Here is an 18,631-nt window from a genome sequence, read left to right on the forward strand (position 1 = left end):
ATGTCTGAGCCCAAACTTCTGACGGTCATCCTGAACTACAAGACGCCGGACATGACCTTGCGCTCGATCGAGGCCGCAAGGCAGGCTATGGACGGCATCGCCGGAGAGATCATCGTTGTGGACAATGACTCACGGGATGGTTCTTTCGACGCCATTTCAGCGCATGTTCAGGATCAGGGCTGGGATGAAAACAACCATGTTCGGGTCATCCAGTCGGGCCATAATGGCGGGTTTGGCGCGGGCAACAACGTGGGCATCCGGGCAGGTCTGTCGGATGGCACGCAGCCAAACTATGTCTACATCCTGAACTCCGACGCCTTTCCGGCCGAGAATGCAATCCGGTTGCTGCTGGAACATCTGGAAACCGCACCCGAGGCGGGCTTTGCCGGCAGCTATATCTATGGCGACGACGGTGACCCGCACCTGACCAGCTTTCGTTTCCCTTCGATTGCAAGTGAATTTGAAAGCGGTATCAACTTTGGCCCTGTTACACGGCTGTTCAAAAACCGGATCGTGCCTATTCCCATCCCGTCCGAAACCCGCCCGGTCGACTGGCTGGCCGGGGCCAGCCTGCTTATGCGGCAGCGCGTACTGGATGAAATCGGCCTGTTTGACGAGCGGTTCTTTCTGTATTTCGAGGAAACCGATCTGTGCCGCCGGGCCACCCTGGCCGGATACCGGACCGACTATGTGCGCCCCAGCGAGGTTATGCATATCGGCTCCGTTTCAACCGGCATGAAAACATGGCAGCGCGTGCCAACTTATTGGTTTGATTCCCGCCTGCATTATTTCGTCAAAAACCACGGAGCGTTTTATGCCGCCTGCGCCACGTGCGTGCATTTGATAGGTGGCTTTCTGCATTGGCTGCGTTGCCTGATCACGCGCAAGCGCAGCGGTGTTCCCCCCCATTTTTTGCGTACCTTGGCCTGGCATGACCTGACTGCCTGCATGCGCGCGATTTTTCGCAACCGCAAGCAGGACAATTTGCCCAAGCCTGTTATTGGAGAGTAACGATGTCGTTCAGCACATTTCTTGCCGGCCATGAATCCCTTGTCATTCAATGCGGGGAAATGCTGTTGGAGGAGGGGCACAGCATTCAGGGCGTTGCCACTCGCAACAAGGATGTCGAGACATGGGCCAAATCGCATGAACTGCCCCTCCATGCGCCCGGTCGGGACTTGCCGGACCGGATCGAAGGGGTGTCATTTGATTGGCTGCTCAGCATCGCCAATCTGGACCTGTTGCCGCAGACTTTGCTGGACAAGGCCGAAAAGGGTGCTGTCAATTTTCACGACGGTCCCCTGCCCCGCTATGCCGGTCTGAATGCCCCGGTCTGGGCGATTCTGAATGGTGAGGCACAGCACGGGATTACCTGGCATATGATTTCGGGTGGGGTGGATGAAGGCGGCATCGTTGCCCAGAACCTGTTCGACATCAGCAGTACCGAAACCGCTCTGACCCTGAACACCAAATGCTATGCAGCAGCCATCGACAGTTTTGGCGATGTGATCCGGGCGCTGGAGGCGGATCAGCCCCCTGCCCCACAGGACCTGTCGCAGCGCAGTTATTTCGCCAAGAACGACCGCCCCGAGGCCGCGGCCCGGCTGGATTTCGCAAAACCGGCGCATGAACTGGTCGCACTGGTCCGGGCGCTGGATCATGGGGATTATTGGAACCCGCTCTGCCGACCAAAGGTTGAGCGCGATGGGCAGATCTGGCTGGTCGGCGCGGCCAAGGTGAGCGATCAGCAATCCGATGCCGCCCCCGGCACCATTCTTGCCAGCAGCCCCGAGAGTGTGACCATTGCTACCGGTGAGGGTGCGATCGAGATCGGCGATCTGCGCAACGGTCTGGGTGCGCCTGTACCGACCGATGGCATTTTGAACGGCGGCAGCGCCCTGCCCTCGCTGGCTGCGGAACAGGCGGCTTCGATTGGTCGGGCCATCGCTGACGCGCTTCCAGCCGAGCCGGAATGGCGCGCCCATCTTGAGGCGCTGCAATCCGTTGAAATTCCCCTGATCAACGCATCGGCACCTTCCGGCGCACCACGATCGCAGCCATTGCATATGCCGGCGGGCCTTGCCGGCGCCACAGCCAAGGCGGCATTGGCCGCCCTCATGGCACGTCTCGGGGATGCCTTCACCCTTGACCTGGCACTGCGTCTGAACGAGTCGACGTCGCCCTACCTCAACAGCTGGGTTCCGGTGCGCTTTGACGCCGAACAGACGTTTTCGAACGCGCAGGAGAGTTTTGCTCAGACCATCGCGCAGGCCCATGAGCTGGGTCCGTTTGCTGCTGACCTCCCCGCACGCCTGCCCGGTGCGGCACCCTTGCAAACACCTGTGGTCGGTCTGTCCGATGACGTATCAGCCGGGCTGATCCCGGGCACAAGCCTGACGCTGGCCACCTCCGGCGAGCAGGCGGTATTGTTTGCCGACAGCGGACATATTTCCGAGGCCGCTCTGCACCTCTTTGCTGCACGGATCGAAAGCCTGCTCGTCTCTCTTTCCGACCCGGCCACAATGGGCCTGCCTGTTGCAGAGCTTTCCATTCTGCCCGAGACGGAACGCGCGCAGATCCTGCAGGACTGGAACAACACGGTCATCGCCTATGACGAAATCGCCTGTGTTCACCAGCAGTTCGAAGCCCAGGTCGAACGCACCCCGGACGCACCTGCGCTGGTCTTCGAAAACCTCAGCTTTTCCTATGCCGAGCTGAATGCCCTGGCCAATCAGGTTGCCCATGTCCTGCGTGAGATGGGGGTCGGCCCCGATACGCTTGTGGGGCTGCATGTCAAACGCTCTCCGCTGTTGCTGATCGGGGCGTTGGGGATTCTGAAGGCGGGCGGGGCTTATGTGCCGATGGACCCGGCCTACCCGGCCGACCGGACGGCTCTGTATCTTGAGGACAGTGGTGCAAAGGTCGTGCTGACGGAATCCGCGCTGGCGCAGGACCTGCCCGATCATGGCGCGCAAGCTTTGCTGCTGGACACAGATGAACGGCTGGGAGCAGCCGCGACCGGCAACGTGGACATCGGCGTGACCTCGGCCAACCTGGCTTATCTGATCTATACCTCGGGCTCGACCGGACGGCCCAAGGGTGTCATGGTCGAACACCGCAACGTGTCAAACTTCTTCACCGGCATGGACGACCGCATCACCCACGATCCGGCGAGCGTCTGGCTAGCGGTGACCAGCCTGTCTTTCGACATCTCGGTGCTTGAGCTGTTCTGGACGCTGGCGCGCGGCTTCAAGATCGTTCTCAGCGATGACGAAAACCGCGCCTTGGTGGCCGGAGACACTGCCCCCGGACAATCCATCACCGGCAAGGGAATGGAATTCAGCCTGTTCTATTGGGGCAATGATGATGGCGTTGGCCGGGACAAGTACAAGCTGCTGCTTGAGGGTGCAAAATTTGCCGACAAGAACGGGTTCTGTGCCGTCTGGACGCCCGAGCGTCATTTCCACGCCTTTGGCGGCCCCTACCCCAACCCGTCGGTCACCGGAGCCGCTGTGGCCGCTGTGACCGAGAATATCGGGGTACGCGCGGGCAGCTGCGTCGCGCCGCTGCATCACACGGCACGCATTGCCGAGGAATGGGCGGTGATCGACAATCTGACCAATGGGCGCGCGGCCCTGGCCATCGCGTCCGGCTGGCAGCCGGATGATTTTGTCCTTAAACCCGAGAACACACCCCCGGAAAACAAACCCGCCATGCTAGAGGCAATCGGAACGCTGCGCCGGCTCTGGGCCGGGGAAACGGTGGAATTTCCAACCAAATCCGGCGAGATGCATGGCGTTGTCACGCAACCGCGCCCGGTCTCCAAGACCTTGCCCGTCTGGGTTACGACGGCTGGCAACCCCGATACCTGGCGCGAGGCCGGTGCCATCGGGGCCAATGTTCTGACCCACCTGCTGGGGCAAAGCGTTCAGGAAGTTGCCGACAAGATCACCATCTATCAGACGGCCCTGCGCGAGGCGGGTCATGACCCGGATGACCACAAGGTTACCCTGATGCTGCACACCTTTGTCGGAGAAGACCGCGAAGACGTGCGCGAGATTGCGCGTGAGCCGATGAAGGATTACCTGCGCTCGGCCGCCGGGCTGATCAAGCAATATGCCTGGGCTTTCCCGGCCTTCAAGAAACCGCAAGGCGTGTCGAACCCGTTCCAGCTGGACCTTGGCAGCCTGTCTGACGAGGAAATGGAAGGTATCCTCGATTTCGCCTTCCTGCGGTATTTCGAGGATTCCGGCCTGTTCGGCACGGTCGAAGATTGCCTGAACAGGGTGGAGGAACTGAAACGGATCGGCGTTGATGAGATTGCCTGCCTGATCGACTATGGCATCTCGGTGGATCAGGTGATGGAGGGGCTGAAACCTCTGGCCGAGGTTCTGCGGCGTTCAAATCAGGATGTCGGGTTGGCCGAGGATGACTTCTCGATCGCGGCCCAGATCATCCGCCACAAGGTCAGCCACATGCAATGCACCCCCAGCATGGCACAGATGATCCTCATGAATGACGAGGCGCGGTTTGTGCTGTCCAAGGTCAATCACATGATGATCGGTGGGGAAGCCCTGCCCGGATCGCTGGTGAAACAGATCAACAAGCTTTCTCCGTCCCATATTGAAAACATGTACGGGCCCACGGAAACGACCATCTGGTCCACGACCGAAACCGCCGCGCCCGTGGACGGCGTGGTCAATGTCGGAACCCCGATCGCAAATACGCAGGTCTATGTGCTGGATGACGACAAAAACCCAGTCCCCATTGGCGTGGCCGGAGAGCTTTACATCGGCGGCGCGGGCGTGACCCGTGGCTACTGGCAGCGCGAAGACCTGACAGCCGAGCGCTTCGTCCCCGATCCGTTCTCGGACACGCCCGGCGCAAGACTTTATCGCACCGGGGATCTGGTACGCTGGCGCACAGACGGACGGCTCGATTTCCTGGGCCGTGCGGATCACCAGATCAAGCTGCGCGGCTACCGTATCGAGCTTGGCGAGATCGAGAGCCTAATCGACGCGCAATCCGGCGTGCGGCAGTCGGTTGTCATCGCACGGGAAGACACGCCAGGTCTGGTGCAACTGGCGGCCTATATGACGGCCGACCAACCGGTGGACGACAAGGTGCTGCGTCAGACCCTATCTGCTCAATTGCCGGAATACATGGTGCCCACGCATTTCATGACGCTGGACAGTTTCCCGCTGACGCCTAACCGCAAAGTCGACCGCAAGGCCCTGCCCGCCCCGATCGTTCAGAAGCCGCGTGTTGCGGCGTCTGCATCTGCTCCGGCTTCCGGCGATTCAGCCACGCAGAAGATTGCAGCGATCTGGTCGCAAATTCTGGGGGTTTCCGACATCAGCGGGCGGGATAATTTCTTTGATCTAGGCGGGCATTCCTTGCTGGCCGTTCAAGTCCATCGAGAAATCCGCAAAGAGCTGAACGTGCCCGGTCTCAGCATCACCGATATCTTTCGGTTCCCGACCTTGGCAGGCCTGGCCGAAACCGTCGACAAGAAAACCGGGTCGAAACCGGTCGAGGACAAGGCTGCTCAGCCGTCCCCGGAAAAGGCCGGTCGGCGCAGCGATGCCATGGCCCGACGCCGCGAAATGCGGGCCCGCAGACGGACAGCGTGAACAGGTTTGTGTTGATAAAGGCCGAGCTTAAACAAGATACTCGAGCCCCCAATATTGGTATTGGCGTGACCAATCCCAAGGCCTCAGAAGACACGCTACGGCCCGAAGAAATGCCCTCGATGGTGCGCGCTGTGGAAAAGTGCACGTTGGAATTTACATCGGGCCGCGTCGCCGCGCGCCAGGCGATGTTAGATATGGGCCACGCACCCAAAGCCGTACTGATGGCCCCGGATTGCAGCCCGATCTGGTCGGATTGTCTGGTGGTATCAACTACATATAGTGATGACGTCTGCATTGCAGTCGTGACCCAGAGCAGTTCCGGGCGCAGCGTCGGTATCGACATCGAGCCCGGAACACCGTTGGACCCCGACCTCGAAGATGTCATCTGCCCCCCCTCTGAGCGGGCGTGGTTGGACGCGCACTGCGAAGAGCGATGCGGGCACCTAGCTAAGCAGGTCTTTTGCATGAAAGAAAGTTTCTACAAGGCGCTTTACCCACTGACTGGTCAGGTTCTTAGGCTTGAGGAGGTGGAAGTCAGACTACCGTTTCAGAACATCACAGGCTTTATTCTAAAATCTAGTGATCGTGCCGAAGTCCTACCTATCGAAACCAGACTAGGCGCCGTTGCGCATAGTGTTTCCATTTATGCAAGCCTTACGGAAATATCCTGTCCATTCGTTCATAGCACGGCCCCTAATTATGAAGATTAAACGCTACATTCCCGCTTTTGCCCTGCTTGCCATAGCCACCGTTGTTGGGCTGGCACGGCTGGGATCAACCAAACCCATGGAGGCCGAAGCCTTTGATGCCCTCTATGACCTGCCGGCCCCTGCCCCGACCAAACCGCAGAGTGTTTTTCATCTTGGGCACAGCCTTGTGGGGCCCGACATGCCGGCCATGCTGACGCAGCTTGCCGGAAAAGACCACGATTACAGCAGTCAACTGGGGTGGGGAACGCCGCTGAAAGCCCATTGGGAACCAGAAGAAACGATCAATGGGTTCGAGCTTAGAAATTCACCCTCGGACTACGCGGATGCCCAGGAAGCAATCGCCACCGGAGATTACAACACCCTGATCCTGACCGAGATGGTCGAAATCCGGGCTGCCATCAAATATTTCGACAGCGCAAAATACCTGCATGAATGGGTCCAGCTCGGCAGGCAGTCCAATCCGGATATGCGTGTCTACCTTTACGAAACATGGCATTCGCTAGACGGTGAAGAAGACTGGCTGGAACGGCTGGACAAGGATTTGGAGCGTTATTGGGAAACAGAAATTCTACGGCGTGCTCTGGCCCACGAAGATAACCCGCAACCTGTCTATGTCATCCCCGCCGGTCAAGTTATGTCGCAGTTCGTAAAAGAGATTGAACGGCGCGACGGTGTTGGCTCAATCTCGGGTCGCAGGGATCTGTTTTCTGACGATATCCACCTCAACGACTACGGTACCTATCTGGTTGCTCTGACCCACTATGCCGTACTCTATCAAAAATCACCGGTTGGGCTGCCGCATGAGTTGAGCAAGGCCGACGGGACACCTGCAGCCGACCCCGGACCAACGGCTGCCCAACTGATGCAGGAAACAGTCTGGGATGTGGTGAAATCATACAGACGGACCGGTGTGTCCCAAGACTGAACGGTCTTTGGCCGGTCGTACATCCTGTGACCACAGCACCGGACGGATTGTAAAGCGCTTTGCGCCGACAACTGCGATACCCATCAGGGGCTTCTGGCTCAATCCAACAAGTTTGTCAGATACGCGCCATATGTGGACTTGGCGAACAGTCGGATCCGCTCTTCCAGGGCCGCATCATCAATCCAACCGTTTTCCCAGGCAATCTCGTCTAGGCTGCCGGTTTGCATGCCTTGCCGGTCTGTCAGCGTACGCACGAAATTCCCTGCATCCAGCAGCGACCCATGCGTACCAGTATCTAGCCAGGCAAAGCCACGACCCATGGTCTGAACATTCAGCAGATCTTCGTTCAGATACATCTCAAGCAATGACGTGATCTCAAGCTCGCCACGTTCTGACGGCTGAACCTGACGGGCACGGGCCGGGGCATCCCCGTTTAGGAAATAAAGCCCTGTCACCGCGTAGTTTGAGGGTGGCTCTTTTGGCTTTTCAATGATACCGCGTACTTTCTGACCTTCGAAATCGACCACGCCATAGCGTTCAGGATCAGCGACGCGATAGGCAAATACGGTGCCACCGTCCTCTTGCGCATCTGCGGTACGCAGCAAATCCGGCAGACCATGGCCAAAGAAGATATTGTCACCCAGGATCATCGCGGACGGAGCACCCGCAAGGAAGTCCTCGGCCAAAATATAAGCCTGCGCCAGCCCGTCAGGCGATGGCTGAGTAATCCAAGTGAGCGACAGGCCGTACTGGCTGCCGTCACCCAACAGACGCTGAAACTGATCCTGATCCTGTGGCGTCGTGATAATCGCGATCTCGCGGATGTTGGAGAGCATGAGGACGCTGAGCGGATAAAAGATCATCGGCTTGTCGTAGATCGGCAACAGCTGTTTTGAGACCGCCATGGTGATCGGATAAAGCCGAGTGCCGGACCCACCGGCAAGAATAATACCTTTGCGCTGCATGATCTGTCCTTTCAGGATTCAGCCGCTCGCGACCTTCAATTCAGCCAATACATTGGCCAGACCGATTTTCCAGTCGGGCCGGGTAATTTCGAAGATATCTTTAAGCCGCGAACACTCCAGACGCGAATTCAGGGGTCTGGGGGCTGGGGTCGGGTAGTCTTTTGTTGGAATGTCTTCGATCTGTGTTGTCAGGCCCGCCTGAGAGACGATTTCGCGCGCGAAACCTGCCCAACTGACGTCTGGAGCACCGGAATAGTGAAACAGGCCGCCTTCGGCCTGCCGTCCGGTTTTAGCTATGGCTAGCAACGTGTCAGCTATATCGGCCGCCGGGGTCGGCCCCCCGATCTGATCCGCTATGATGGTCAGCACGTCTCGGGTCTCGGCCAGCCTCAGGATGGTTTTGACAAAGTTATGGCCATGCGCTGAAAACACCCAGCTTGTCCGCAGGATCGCAAACCACCCCCCTGCCTGGGCGATCTGTTGCTCTCCCTCCAGCTTGGTCTGACCGTAAACTCCCAACGGGCTGGCTGGGTCCAGCGGCATTCGGGGATCATCCCCTGTCCCGTCAAAAACATAATCGGTCGAGATATGCAGGAAGGGCAAACCTCTTTCTGCTGCGGCGCATGCCATGGCACCTGGCGTATCGCCATTGATCACCTGAGCCAGTTCGGCCTCATCTTCGGCCTTGTCGACCTTCGTATAGGCCGCGGCATTGATGATCACATCGGTGTCCATGTTTCTGATAGCGTCAGCACAACTCTGCGGATCAGACAGGTCCGCTTGGGAGCGATCCAGCGCCTCAATCGTGATGCCATGCGCTGACGCACGTCTGCGCAGTTCCGTGGCCACCTGCCCATTATGGCCGAAGATCAGTGCCTTCATTCAGCGACCCCAAGCCGCTCTCCCACACCGCTGCGGTCCTGCAGAGCAGCCAGCCATGCGCCGTTGTCCAGATACCATTGAACTGTTTGCTCCAGCCCGGTTTCAGGTGTGTAAGAAGGGCGCCAGTTCAGTTCTTCCCGGACCCGGGTCGGGTCGATTGCATAGCGACGGTCATGGCCGGGACGGTCGGTGACGAAGGTGATCAGATCGGCATAGGGCATTTTGTCGGGCTTCAAACGATCGAGTATTGCGCAGAGCATTTTGACCAGATCGAGATTTGTCATCTCGTTCTCCCCGCCTAAATTATAACTGCGTCCCAGTTCACCTCTTTCCAACACCACAAGCAGCGCCTCGGCGTGGTCTTCGACATGCAGCCAGTCGCGTATATTTTCCCCCGCCCCGTAGATAGGAATGGGCTTGCCAGACAACGCATTCAGGATCACGACCGGGATCAGCTTTTCCGGAAACTGATAGGGGCCGTAATTGTTCGAGCAATTGGTAAGCACCACAGGCAGACCATAGGTTTCGCGCCAGGCCCGGACAAGGTGGTCAGATCCGGCCTTCGAGGCCGAATAAGGCGAATTGGGCTGGTAGGGGCTATCTTCGGTGAAAAGGCCGGTCTCGCCCAAAGATCCAAAGACCTCATCGGTCGAAATGTGATGAAAGCGGAAGCTCTCGGGGCGGCCAGCATCCATCCAGTAGGCACGCGCCGCCTCCAGCAGCACATAGGTGCCGGTGATATTGGTGTCGATAAAGGCGGCGGGACCGTCAATAGAACGATCAACATGGCTTTCGGCGGCCAGATGCATGATCGCATCGGGTTGATGCCTGCGCAGAATGCTGGCCATCGCAGCGGCGTCCCGGATATCGGCGTGCTCAAAGCTATATTCAGGCGCAAGCGCCACCGTGGCAACATTGTCCAGACAGGCCGCGTAGGTAAGAGCATCGACATTCACAACAGAATGCCCTTCGGCAATCGCGCGGCGGATAACGGCAGAGCCGATAAAACCCGCGCCGCCCGTGACCAAAATTTTCATTAACAATCCTCAATCGTAAACGGGGTCTCTGTGTCTTGCAAAAATGGCGCTGATTTATCTTTATCCGACAATTGCGGTTCGACCATACCCAACGGCCAATTGATTCCAATATCGGGATCATCCCACCGAATAACGCCTTCTGTTTCCGGAGCGTACGTATTCGAACATTTGTATATGATCTCGGTATCGGGCTCCAATGTCATGAACCCATGCGCGAAACCCGCAGGTACCAGCAGCATCCGGCCACTCTCGAAACTCAATTCCTCACCGACCCACTGGCCAAATGTGGGTGAACCCTTACGGATGTCCACCGCGACATCGAAAAGTCGTCCCCGCCCGCAGCGCACCAGCTTCGCCTGCACTTTTGGCGGCGCTTGGAAATGCAGGCCGCGTACAGTGCCGACGGCGCAGGACAGGGAATGATTGTCCTGAACGAACACTGTCTTGATACCACCCGCAGCAAAACTATCCTGATTATAGGTTTCCTCAAAGAACCCGCGAGGATCGGTAAATCGTTTAGGCGTAACCAAAATCACTTCCGGAACAGCAAGACGCGTCAACTTCATAATTTAAATTCTCTTTTCCCGCGATCCACCGGCGCAATGTCCAAAGATTCTGCCATATCCGTTTGTATTTAGCCAAACCTATGTTTAACGCTCTGGGAATAACAAGTTTAAAACAGGTCCATTACACGGGCAAAATCCGAGCAAATCAGCTTGGTTACAAAAGTCTGTTATCGCCGCAGTTCAGATATATTTGACAATACGGCACCTCACCGTCTCTTTTGACAGAAGGGCTTGATTGTCTCGACCCGCACCATTGAAGGCTCAGACATTCACAATTCGTTGTGACCGCAAAGCTTGACCGGGAAGGCAACCTTTGTTCCAATATATTCGTTCACATCAAAGGTATGGCGAAAAATGTCTCTTGTCGCACAAAAGACCCTTAGGCCAACCCAACCAAGTGTTTCGCACTCTACAGAGTTATTTGTAACCCGACCAAATTTACCGCCTTTGGAAAAGGTGGTGCGCCATATGGAGTCGATGTGGGAGTCGCGTATCCTTACCAATAACGGCCCAATCGCACGAAAGTTCGAAACCGAACTTGGTGAATATCTGGGCGTCCCCAGCCCTAGGGTTGTCGCCAATTGCACCCTCGGCCTTGTGATTGCACTACGGGCTTTGGGTGTCACAGGCGAAGTCATAACCTCACCCTTTTCTTTTGTGGCGACGACAAACGCGATCATAATGGCCGGGGCGCAGCCTGTCTTTGCGGATATCGATCCGGTTACCCTAAATATTTCTCCAAGCGCCGTAGAGCGGCTCATTTCACCAAAGACCGAAGCCGTTCTGGGCATTCACAGCTTTGGCAATCCGTGCAATCTTGCTGAACTTCATGCTCTTGCAGAACGCCACGGCATCCCCCTTGTCTATGATGCAGCACATGCATTCGGGGTTCGCGTCGGCGCGCGAAGCCTTCTGGATTACGGGACCTGTGCAGTCACAAGCTTTCACGCAACCAAAGTGTTCAATACGCTGGAGGGCGGCGCTGTCTTTTCGCGTGATCCTGCGCTCCTGAAGCGCGTAGATGCTCTGATCAATCATGGCTTCGAAGGCGAAACAAACGTTCTTAATTGGGGAATAAATGCCAAAATGAGCGAATTGCACGCAGCCGTTGGTCTTGAACAATTACCTTATGTCACCGGCAACATCAAAGCGCGCGGAAAGCTGGTAAATCAATATATTGACGGTCTGTCCGGGATCGAGGGGCTGAGCTTTGCCCGGCCACCAGCCGATGTCACGACGAACCACTATTTGTTCCCGGTTATGGTCGACCAGAGCTATCCGTTGTCCCGCGATGCCCTAAACGACTTTCTGGCACAGCATAATATCTTTGCCCGACGTTATTTTTACCCGCTTATTTCGGATATGCAGCCCTATCGCGACCTGCCATCGGCAGTTCCACAAACGCTTCCGGTTGCCCAAGATATTGCGGCGCGCATCCTGTGTTTACCCCTTTTTCCGGAATTGGACCCGACAGACCAGAATTGGGTCATCAGTCTTTTACGAGATCCATCTTGCTGAATTATGCAAAGGTATTGTGGGCCTTTCACCGGTTAAGGTCTGGGCATCGGCCAGACCTCAAGGACATTGCCGTCAAAACCTGGGACCTGTGTGCTGAGGAAACAACAACCGTGGCACCCGCGATCTATCTGGATGGTACTCTGGATAAAATCAGCGCCTATTCCCCATGGTCCTCTCAGGAATACGAAAAACCCAGAGTGCTTGGGGGCACGGCGACGCATGCCCGTTCAACAGCATATCTGCTGCGCGATGTCAGAATAAATGGCGCCTGGATTTATAGCGAAGCATTCAAGGCGCAACATGGTTTCGGACCAGACAAGCTGTTCCAGCGTCACCCGAGGGAATTCACAAAGCTGGATCATGTCCACCTAGTATCAAATTCACCTGGCAGCAACTTTTTTGGCAATTTTCTTCTCGATGAATTCCCGCTGGAACTACTTCCAAAAGCTGGTGACAATAGGATCGGCCTACAGACCAAAGCCTACGAACACGAGGCTGGTTACCGGGAGATACTGGGATTGCCCCGTCCGCTGCGGGTCGGTCGCGCCCGGTGCCACGAAGTCATCGTCTACAGAGATTTTGCGCAAAACAGCTTGAAACAGGGTCGTTATCAGACGCTGCGACAACGCCTGCGTCACTCGATAAATGAAACTGCTTCCGAAAGCTTCAAGCGGGTGTATCTCAAACGCGGTGTAACGGGCGAAGCTCGCATCGTTGCGAATGAGCATGATCTCGAAGAACATTTGACTAATCTGGGCTTCGATATCGTAGAACCTGCGGTCCTCAGCACCCAAGATGTTTGCCGCAGAATGATAGACGCAAAACTGGTCATAAGTGTCGAAGGCAGCCATCTTGCACATGCCATCTATACTATGGCTGATGATGCCGCACTTCTTGTTCTCGAGCCCCCGGATCGCTTTGCGATGCCTTACAAGGATTTCACCGACCGGATGAATATGCGCTTCGCCTTTCTGGTTGGAGACCATGCCCAAAACGGTTTCAACGTTGATCTTACCGATCTGGATCGTCTGATTGATCTGCTCACATGACAAAACCACTTCATGCGACGGAATTGATTTTGCTGCCGGTACTAAAGGCCCACCGGACCCAGGACGGGCAACTTGTTGTAACGCAAAAATACCTTGATGGCGCGGCTGAATACGCAAAAAACTGGCCTGGGCCCGTAACCAGCCTTTTTGAGGTGTCTGCGTGGTCATTGACCGACATGGATCAAGTCGATGTCAGTGACATGGTTTTGAATCACAACATCGAATTCCGACCGTCCGACCCGCGCAAGCTGGCCGACAGGCTGAAGACAGCAGCACTTGTCGTGGGCTTCCTTTCACCATTCGAGCGGGCGACAACCGAGTTGTGTAACAAAATCGGGGTGCCGGTGGTACATGTGTCGGAATACACGCTCAGGACCGAATGGCAGATTATCGACTCCGGTGCCACAAACTCCATTATAAAACTGCGGCAAAAGCTTTGGGCATGGCGGGCGGCGCGGACCAAGCGATATTTGATACGGTTGTCCGCCGGCCTACAATGCAATGGCACGCCTACCTATGACGCCTACCGAGCGCTTTGTCCGGGTGCATTATTATACTTTGATAATCGCGTCAGAAAGTCCGACTTAATTAATTCTTGCTTGCTGCAGAAAAGGGTTGAACGGGTGTTGTCTTCAGGCAAGTTGAGACTGGTGTTTGGCGGACGTTTCCTTCCCATGAAAGGCGTGATGCACCTTCCAAAAGTTGCACTGGAACTGCGCAAGCTTGGAATACCATTCGAATTGTCAATACATGGTGCCGGCAAACAGGAAGCACCACTCAGGCGCGCAATTGAAGAAAATGGCCTGTCCGCTCACGTCTCAATCTTCCCGCCAACGGATTTCCTCACCGGTTGGGTCCCCGTGCTAAAGGAAAAGTACGATCTTTTCATTTGCTGTCATCTGCAAGGGGACCCATCAAGCACATATTCCGAAACAATGTCCTGCGGATTACCGATCGCAGGATACGACAATGAAGCCTTCGCAGGGATTGCCACGCTTTCCGAGGCCGGTTTTCTGGCCCCCTTGGGGGATTATAAGGCGCTTGCGCAAGTCATTGCCGGGTTGCATGCGGATCGCAATCGCATCGTAGAGGCGGCACAACGCGCGCGCGCGTTCTCGGAACAACATTGTTTCGAAACGACGTTTGAGCGACGTACATCCCATTTTTTGCGACTTAGCCGCATTCCATAGCTTGTCAAACAGACCCCTCTTTACAAGGCTGCAACCTCTGAAATACGCCAACTTCGATTTCAGGGTCAGCTACGGCCCCGGAAAGAATTCGGATGTGTATCCGCGCAGGTGATAGAACAACAATCCTCGCCACTCATGCGCCCCCTTGTCAGTCAAACGCAAGCCATCAAGCAGGGCATAACGATAGAACGGATCAAAAGGCGGAATCCATTCAAAATCAATCGGGTATGGGATCGGCTCGAACCCATGCGCGCGAAACACCCCGATAATGCGCGGCATGCGATGGGATGGCGCTATGACCCACCAATCCTGATCTCTGTCGTCACCGATCAATGACAGGGCACTGCGCACGCGATCCTGAGTGGTCATTGTCACGGGGTCGATGGAGATACGGTCGGGTGAAATGCCAAATGCCGTCATGACCCGCTCCATTCCTTCGGCAGGCCGGTATGGAGACGGTGTGGAACCTGCCCCATCTATCAAAAGTATTTTTGCACTCGGAAAGCGTTTGGCCAGCAATACAGCTATTGGAACCGCCTCCCCTCCATCGCCGAGATCCATCAAAGCATTGTTATGGGCCGCGTGTACTTCATTCATGCCACCTCCGAGCACAATCAACCCAAACGGCGGTGACGCGTCCTCCAGAACGATAGGAGGAAACCGCGCAACGAGAGGTGCAATCAGCACTTCGCTCAGACTCGTGTAACCCAGAAGTCCAAACCCCGCCACACCCATTGCCAGGCAGATCAGGGCGGTCCTCCTCCACCAAATCACCAATGCAAAAAGCCCCAGAAAAATGAGGCAAAAGAACATATTCGAAGGTGTTGTAAGAAAATTAATGACAATGATTAGAAAGGTCATACTCAGTTCCAAATGCGTAATTTGAGTAAATCAGTCTTTATCGTCTTCTGTCACCATAAAGAAATCCATTGCGAACTTTTGACCATTGATCGTCTTGGCATCAACGCCCGAGCGGCGACTGGCTTTATCTGGTTGGAGGCTGGTCCATAGTTTCTTCAAAGATACGCTGTATCCCTAGACACACGATCCCGCTCTTGCGGCCGATCAGGGTGCGCGTATTTACGAATATGCCTCAAGAGAAAAGGCGATTGATCAAGGCATGGATCTACCGGAGCAATGAGCAAAGTTCTTATCACTTGTATCGAAAAATGTTTCGCTCGCGAAACATCAGTCGGCCTGAGTTTCCAGCCAGATCTTTAACCGGTCAATGAAACCAGCATCCAATTTGTCACCGCTCAGTACCAGCTTTTGTCCCCGCTCAATCTGTTGAATACGGATTCCAGCTATGACCTCCGCCGGGTTACTGCTGTTTTCTGCGGCAGGCATTTGTGGCCTCCCATTACGCCCTACGTCGGAGATTAGTTCAGCTATCGCCTTGGCTTCGTCATCGGCACTTTCCGGAGGATCGTCGCTCAGCCTTTGCGCAATGCGCGTGCTCAAATTCTGATCGTCCTTCAGAGCCTTTGACAAAGCCAATCCCAAACGCTCGGGTATTGAAGCAGCAAACCGCAAATCTTCGTCAAGTGCTTGGTAGATTACTATAAATGAGCCAATCTTTGACCGTTTGGCGCGGCTAGCCGTCGAAAACAAACTCCGCAGGGCGCTTCCTTCGTCCGCATAGACCCCCTGCTCGGCCGCCCGCGCCGCGATCCGGGCGCGTTCGTAATAAGACAGCCCGACGCGGATCTCGTTTTCCTCGACCATCGCCAGATAGGCGTCCGAAGCGCCTTCCGGACGTCTGTGCAGCGCCTGTACAGTGGCAAAACGATCCTCGTCAGTTTCTGCATGCAGGGTCTTCAATGCGGTCAGGCGGCGCCAGCCAGAGATCAGGCCGAACCGGCCCTCGGCCAGCTTGACCACTTCAATGGGGGTCTGCTGACCACGCGCGCGAATGCTTTCGATCAGGGCCGTCATCTCGTCCCCATCCACCGCGATCCGGTCGCGCACCAGATGGGTCTCTTCGATAGCCGTCAGCGGCACCTGCTGCACCAGCCGACCCTCGGCCCGGGCGGTTCGGATTTCGGCACTTAGATCGTCCACCGCCGCCTGCAATGCCGTATCACCGGCCACCTGCGCAATGGGGGGTGCGGATTGAACGGGCGGGAACATGGATTTCGTTTCGGGTGCCGTGCCCGGAACTCCGACAGGCTGGAGATCAGAGCGGGCAGGGGTCAGCCGTTTGCGTTTTGCCATGTCAAATCCTCCTTATCCACCGATCATAGACTCTGTTGTATGCCATCCGTTTGCCGGTCCGTACGGTGCGGGGCGCGGATGTTTCGCGCACGAAACATTCACCGGGGCAGGGCAGGGGGGTTCATATCGCCACCTGCGGCTGTTCTTCAGCCTGCCGCGCAAGCTCTTCGCGCCGCCAGATACCCAGAACCAGCCGCTTGAAGGCGGCATAGGTTTCATCAAAGGTCTCACGGCCCCGCGCATAGGTCTCGCGGTTGAAATCGCGGTAATCGGCCTCGTAGATGCCGTTCACTTGTTCCCCGGCTTGACCGATCAGCGCGGTAAACTCCTGCCGGTGGGGCGACAGGGCACCACCCAGATAGGATTGCATCAGCCCGGCGAGTTCCGCCTGCTGGGTGCCGTCATAGCGGGTGATGATGGTGCGTACCTCATCCCATTCAAAGGCCATCTCATCGCGCCCCAGTGCACGCGCGGCCACGTTCTCTCCGTCCTCGATCGACTGGAAGGTCGAATGGAGCATGTCAAAAAACCGCCCGGTGGAATCAAACTCCAGGAATGAGGCCCCCATGGGCACCAGCAGGATATCCGCCGCCGCCAGCCCGTTGATGGTCAGAAAACCAAGGGCAGGTGGGGTATCGAGGAAGATCAGATCGTAGTCATCCAGAATACCATCTGTTTCCAGCGCTTCAGTCAGCGCATCCCACAGCTTCCAGCCACGGGCCTGCATCCTCCAGACCGGAATCTGGAATTCGGCCCAGTAAAGGTTCAACTGTGCTCCGATCAGATCGATATTGGGCCAGTGCGTTTTCTGGATGAGGTTATCGGCGCGGGTATCAAGCGCCTCCATCAGCGTGTCATCGATAGGGTGGGGGGGTTCACCCCGGTCCAGCCGCCCCTGATTTTCGCGGCGCAGATACCCAGCATAGTGACGGGCCAGAAGGGGAAACACCGTCTGCCATTCATCCGCGACTTTGCCGCCAAAGATCGAAGTCATGGACCCTTGGCTGTCCAAATCAATCACCAGCACCTTGTAGCCGTCCAACGCTGCCGACATGGCCAGATGCGCGCAGGTCGAGGTCTTGCCTACGCCGCCTTTGAAATTTGCAACGGACACCAGTTTGGCTGGCAGCCCTTCAGGACGGTAGGGGCGGTACTCCTTGGCTTTGGAGCCTTCTGAGGCAAAATACGCGCGTAGCCGCAGCACCTCATCCAGGGTGAACCACTTGGCACCGCCTTCGGATTCGGACCGGCCCTGAGGCAGATCTGGATTGGCTTTAAGCACCCGGCGAAAATGGGGGGCGGCAACGGGGATCAGATAGCGGGTGATCTCCCAGGTTGAAAACAGCCGCAGCTGCCGGTCGTCGCCATCCTTCAGACCCCGGCTGGCGAGATCTTCCCGACCCTGGGCACAGGCGCTGGCGATAGTGGCGAAATTCGCTGTTGTCGAAGGCGCCCCCAGTTCCATCAGGGCGCCGTCGGGATCGATATTGAAATACGGGGGCAGCCCGTCCTTCGAAGATATAGCCATGGTTTTTTGCTCGATGTGCCGTTTTTTTCTCAGTGTACCACAAAACGCAGCACATGAAAGAACTATCGACATGACCAGATATTTTCTAAGGAAATCAAAGCGCTGAAATCATTGAAAATGGCAGATTTTGAAGGGTATCCCATTTTTTTAGTTAGAATATGGTTATTTGTTGGTTAAGGGAGTCATATGACGCCTATAACCCCTTGAAAAATAATATATTCATTGGCTCTTTTTGAAGTCTAGTGAATCTGAACCCACGATCAAGTGACTCTGAACCCACGATGCTCCGACTCTGAACCCACGATCCGGTGCTTTACCAGGCCTGTGGATAACTTTAGGGTGGGCGTCAATAAAACCACGAAAAAGATTCGGGCAGATCAGGGGCAGAGATATGGGCTGGAGCGTTTCAGTTCA

The 18,631-nt window shown here is 56.2% G+C and carries 14 protein-coding genes; 7 read left to right on the top strand and 7 right to left on the bottom strand.

What is annotated here, in order from left to right; all coding sequences use genetic code 11:
- The 4 genes from RA28_RS10495 to RA28_RS10510 all read left to right on the top strand — a co-directional run bounded on the left by RA28_RS10495 (position 1) and on the right by RA28_RS10510 (position 7,268).
- A complete protein-coding gene (locus tag RA28_RS10495) occupies positions 1-1,011 on the top strand; it encodes a glycosyltransferase family 2 protein (protein WP_039528037.1) in 1,011 nt (336 codons plus the stop codon).
- Positions 1,012-1,013: 2 nt separating this feature from the next.
- Positions 1,014-5,633 (top strand): MupA/Atu3671 family FMN-dependent luciferase-like monooxygenase, encoded by a 4,620-nt coding sequence (locus tag RA28_RS10500; protein ID WP_039528040.1) that lies wholly within the window; start codon positions 1,014-1,016, stop codon positions 5,631-5,633.
- A 65-nt stretch (positions 5,634-5,698) separates the two neighbouring features.
- The gene (locus RA28_RS22240; protein WP_152612064.1) at positions 5,699-6,343 is read left to right on the top strand and encodes a 4'-phosphopantetheinyl transferase family protein; all 645 of its coding nucleotides are present in this window, start codon (positions 5,699-5,701) and stop codon (positions 6,341-6,343) included.
- The gene (locus RA28_RS10510; protein WP_039528042.1) at positions 6,333-7,268 is read left to right on the top strand and encodes a hypothetical protein; all 936 of its coding nucleotides are present in this window, start codon (positions 6,333-6,335) and stop codon (positions 7,266-7,268) included. Before RA28_RS22240 ends, RA28_RS10510 begins: the two co-directional genes overlap by 11 nt.
- A gap of 98 nt (positions 7,269-7,366) precedes the next feature.
- Here RA28_RS10510 and rfbA read toward each other — a convergent pair whose 3' ends face one another.
- The 4 genes from rfbA to rfbC are packed head-to-tail and all read right to left on the bottom strand — an operon-like array spanning position 7,367 to position 10,718.
- Entirely contained in the window at positions 7,367-8,233 is an 867-nt protein-coding gene (gene rfbA / locus RA28_RS10515) for a glucose-1-phosphate thymidylyltransferase RfbA (protein WP_039528045.1), read from the bottom strand.
- Between the two features lie 18 nt (positions 8,234-8,251).
- Entirely contained in the window at positions 8,252-9,115 is an 864-nt protein-coding gene (gene rfbD, locus RA28_RS10520; RefSeq protein ID WP_039528050.1) for a dTDP-4-dehydrorhamnose reductase, read from the bottom strand.
- Positions 9,112-10,152 (bottom strand): dTDP-glucose 4,6-dehydratase, encoded by a 1,041-nt coding sequence (rfbB, locus tag RA28_RS10525; RefSeq protein WP_039528052.1) that lies wholly within the window; start codon positions 10,150-10,152, stop codon positions 9,112-9,114. Before rfbB ends, rfbD begins: the two co-directional genes overlap by 4 nt.
- Complete coding sequence (rfbC, locus tag RA28_RS10530) at positions 10,152-10,718, bottom strand: dTDP-4-dehydrorhamnose 3,5-epimerase (protein WP_039528055.1); 567 nt, start codon at positions 10,716-10,718, stop codon at positions 10,152-10,154. The genes rfbB and rfbC overlap by 1 nt, the downstream gene beginning before the upstream one ends.
- A gap of 468 nt (positions 10,719-11,186) precedes the next feature.
- Here rfbC and RA28_RS10535 point away from each other — a divergent pair, with 468 nt between their 5' ends.
- The 3 genes from RA28_RS10535 to RA28_RS10545 all read left to right on the top strand — a co-directional run bounded on the left by RA28_RS10535 (position 11,187) and on the right by RA28_RS10545 (position 14,475).
- Positions 11,187-12,236, top strand: coding sequence for a DegT/DnrJ/EryC1/StrS family aminotransferase (locus RA28_RS10535; RefSeq protein WP_241481114.1), 1,050 nt, complete (start codon positions 11,187-11,189; stop codon positions 12,234-12,236).
- A 110-nt stretch (positions 12,237-12,346) separates the two neighbouring features.
- The gene (locus tag RA28_RS10540) at positions 12,347-13,285 is read left to right on the top strand and encodes a glycosyltransferase 61 family protein (protein ID WP_193747394.1); all 939 of its coding nucleotides are present in this window, start codon (positions 12,347-12,349) and stop codon (positions 13,283-13,285) included.
- A gap of 23 nt (positions 13,286-13,308) precedes the next feature.
- The gene (locus tag RA28_RS10545) at positions 13,309-14,475 is read left to right on the top strand and encodes a glycosyltransferase (protein ID WP_193747395.1); all 1,167 of its coding nucleotides are present in this window, start codon (positions 13,309-13,311) and stop codon (positions 14,473-14,475) included.
- 69 nt (positions 14,476-14,544) lie between these two features.
- Here RA28_RS10545 and RA28_RS10550 read toward each other — a convergent pair whose 3' ends face one another.
- The 3 genes from RA28_RS10550 to RA28_RS10560 form a co-directional block, all read right to left on the bottom strand.
- Entirely contained in the window at positions 14,545-15,336 is a 792-nt protein-coding gene (locus tag RA28_RS10550) for a YdcF family protein (protein WP_039528064.1), read from the bottom strand.
- Positions 15,337-15,663: 327 nt separating this feature from the next.
- Positions 15,664-16,689, bottom strand: a complete 1,026-nt coding sequence (locus tag RA28_RS10555; protein ID WP_039528067.1) for a ParB/RepB/Spo0J family partition protein — start codon at positions 16,687-16,689, stop codon at positions 15,664-15,666.
- 121 nt (positions 16,690-16,810) lie between these two features.
- Positions 16,811-18,217, bottom strand: coding sequence for an AAA family ATPase (locus RA28_RS10560; protein WP_039528131.1), 1,407 nt, complete (start codon positions 18,215-18,217; stop codon positions 16,811-16,813).
- Positions 18,218-18,631 lie beyond the last annotated feature (414 nt).

The organism is Ruegeria sp. ANG-S4, assembly GCF_000814005.1.
GTDB lineage: Bacteria > Pseudomonadota > Alphaproteobacteria > Rhodobacterales > Rhodobacteraceae > Ruegeria.

What these genes read in the sequence shown, in the direction of transcription:
- RA28_RS10495 (WP_039528037.1), top strand. Translation starts at nt 1, where the DNA reads ATGTCTGAGCCCAAACTTCTGACGGTCATCCTGAACTACAAGACGCCG.
- RA28_RS10500 (WP_039528040.1), top strand. Translation starts at nt 1,014, where the DNA reads ATGTCGTTCAGCACATTTCTTGCCGGCCATGAATCCCTTGTCATTCAA.
- RA28_RS10510 (WP_039528042.1), top strand. Translation starts at nt 6,333, where the DNA reads ATGAAGATTAAACGCTACATTCCCGCTTTTGCCCTGCTTGCCATAGCC.
- rfbA (WP_039528045.1), bottom strand. Translation starts at nt 8,233, where the DNA reads ATGCAGCGCAAAGGTATTATTCTTGCCGGTGGGTCCGGCACTCGGCTT.
- rfbD (WP_039528050.1), bottom strand. Translation starts at nt 9,115, where the DNA reads ATGAAGGCACTGATCTTCGGCCATAATGGGCAGGTGGCCACGGAACTG.
- rfbB (WP_039528052.1), bottom strand. Translation starts at nt 10,152, where the DNA reads ATGAAAATTTTGGTCACGGGCGGCGCGGGTTTTATCGGCTCTGCCGTT.
- rfbC (WP_039528055.1), bottom strand. Translation starts at nt 10,718, where the DNA reads ATGAAGTTGACGCGTCTTGCTGTTCCGGAAGTGATTTTGGTTACGCCT.
- RA28_RS10535 (WP_241481114.1), top strand. Translation starts at nt 11,187, where the DNA reads ATGGAGTCGATGTGGGAGTCGCGTATCCTTACCAATAACGGCCCAATC.
- RA28_RS10550 (WP_039528064.1), bottom strand. Translation starts at nt 15,336, where the DNA reads ATGACCTTTCTAATCATTGTCATTAATTTTCTTACAACACCTTCGAAT.
- RA28_RS10555 (WP_039528067.1), bottom strand. Translation starts at nt 16,689, where the DNA reads ATGGCAAAACGCAAACGGCTGACCCCTGCCCGCTCTGATCTCCAGCCT.
- RA28_RS10560 (WP_039528131.1), bottom strand. Translation starts at nt 18,217, where the DNA reads ATGGCTATATCTTCGAAGGACGGGCTGCCCCCGTATTTCAATATCGAT.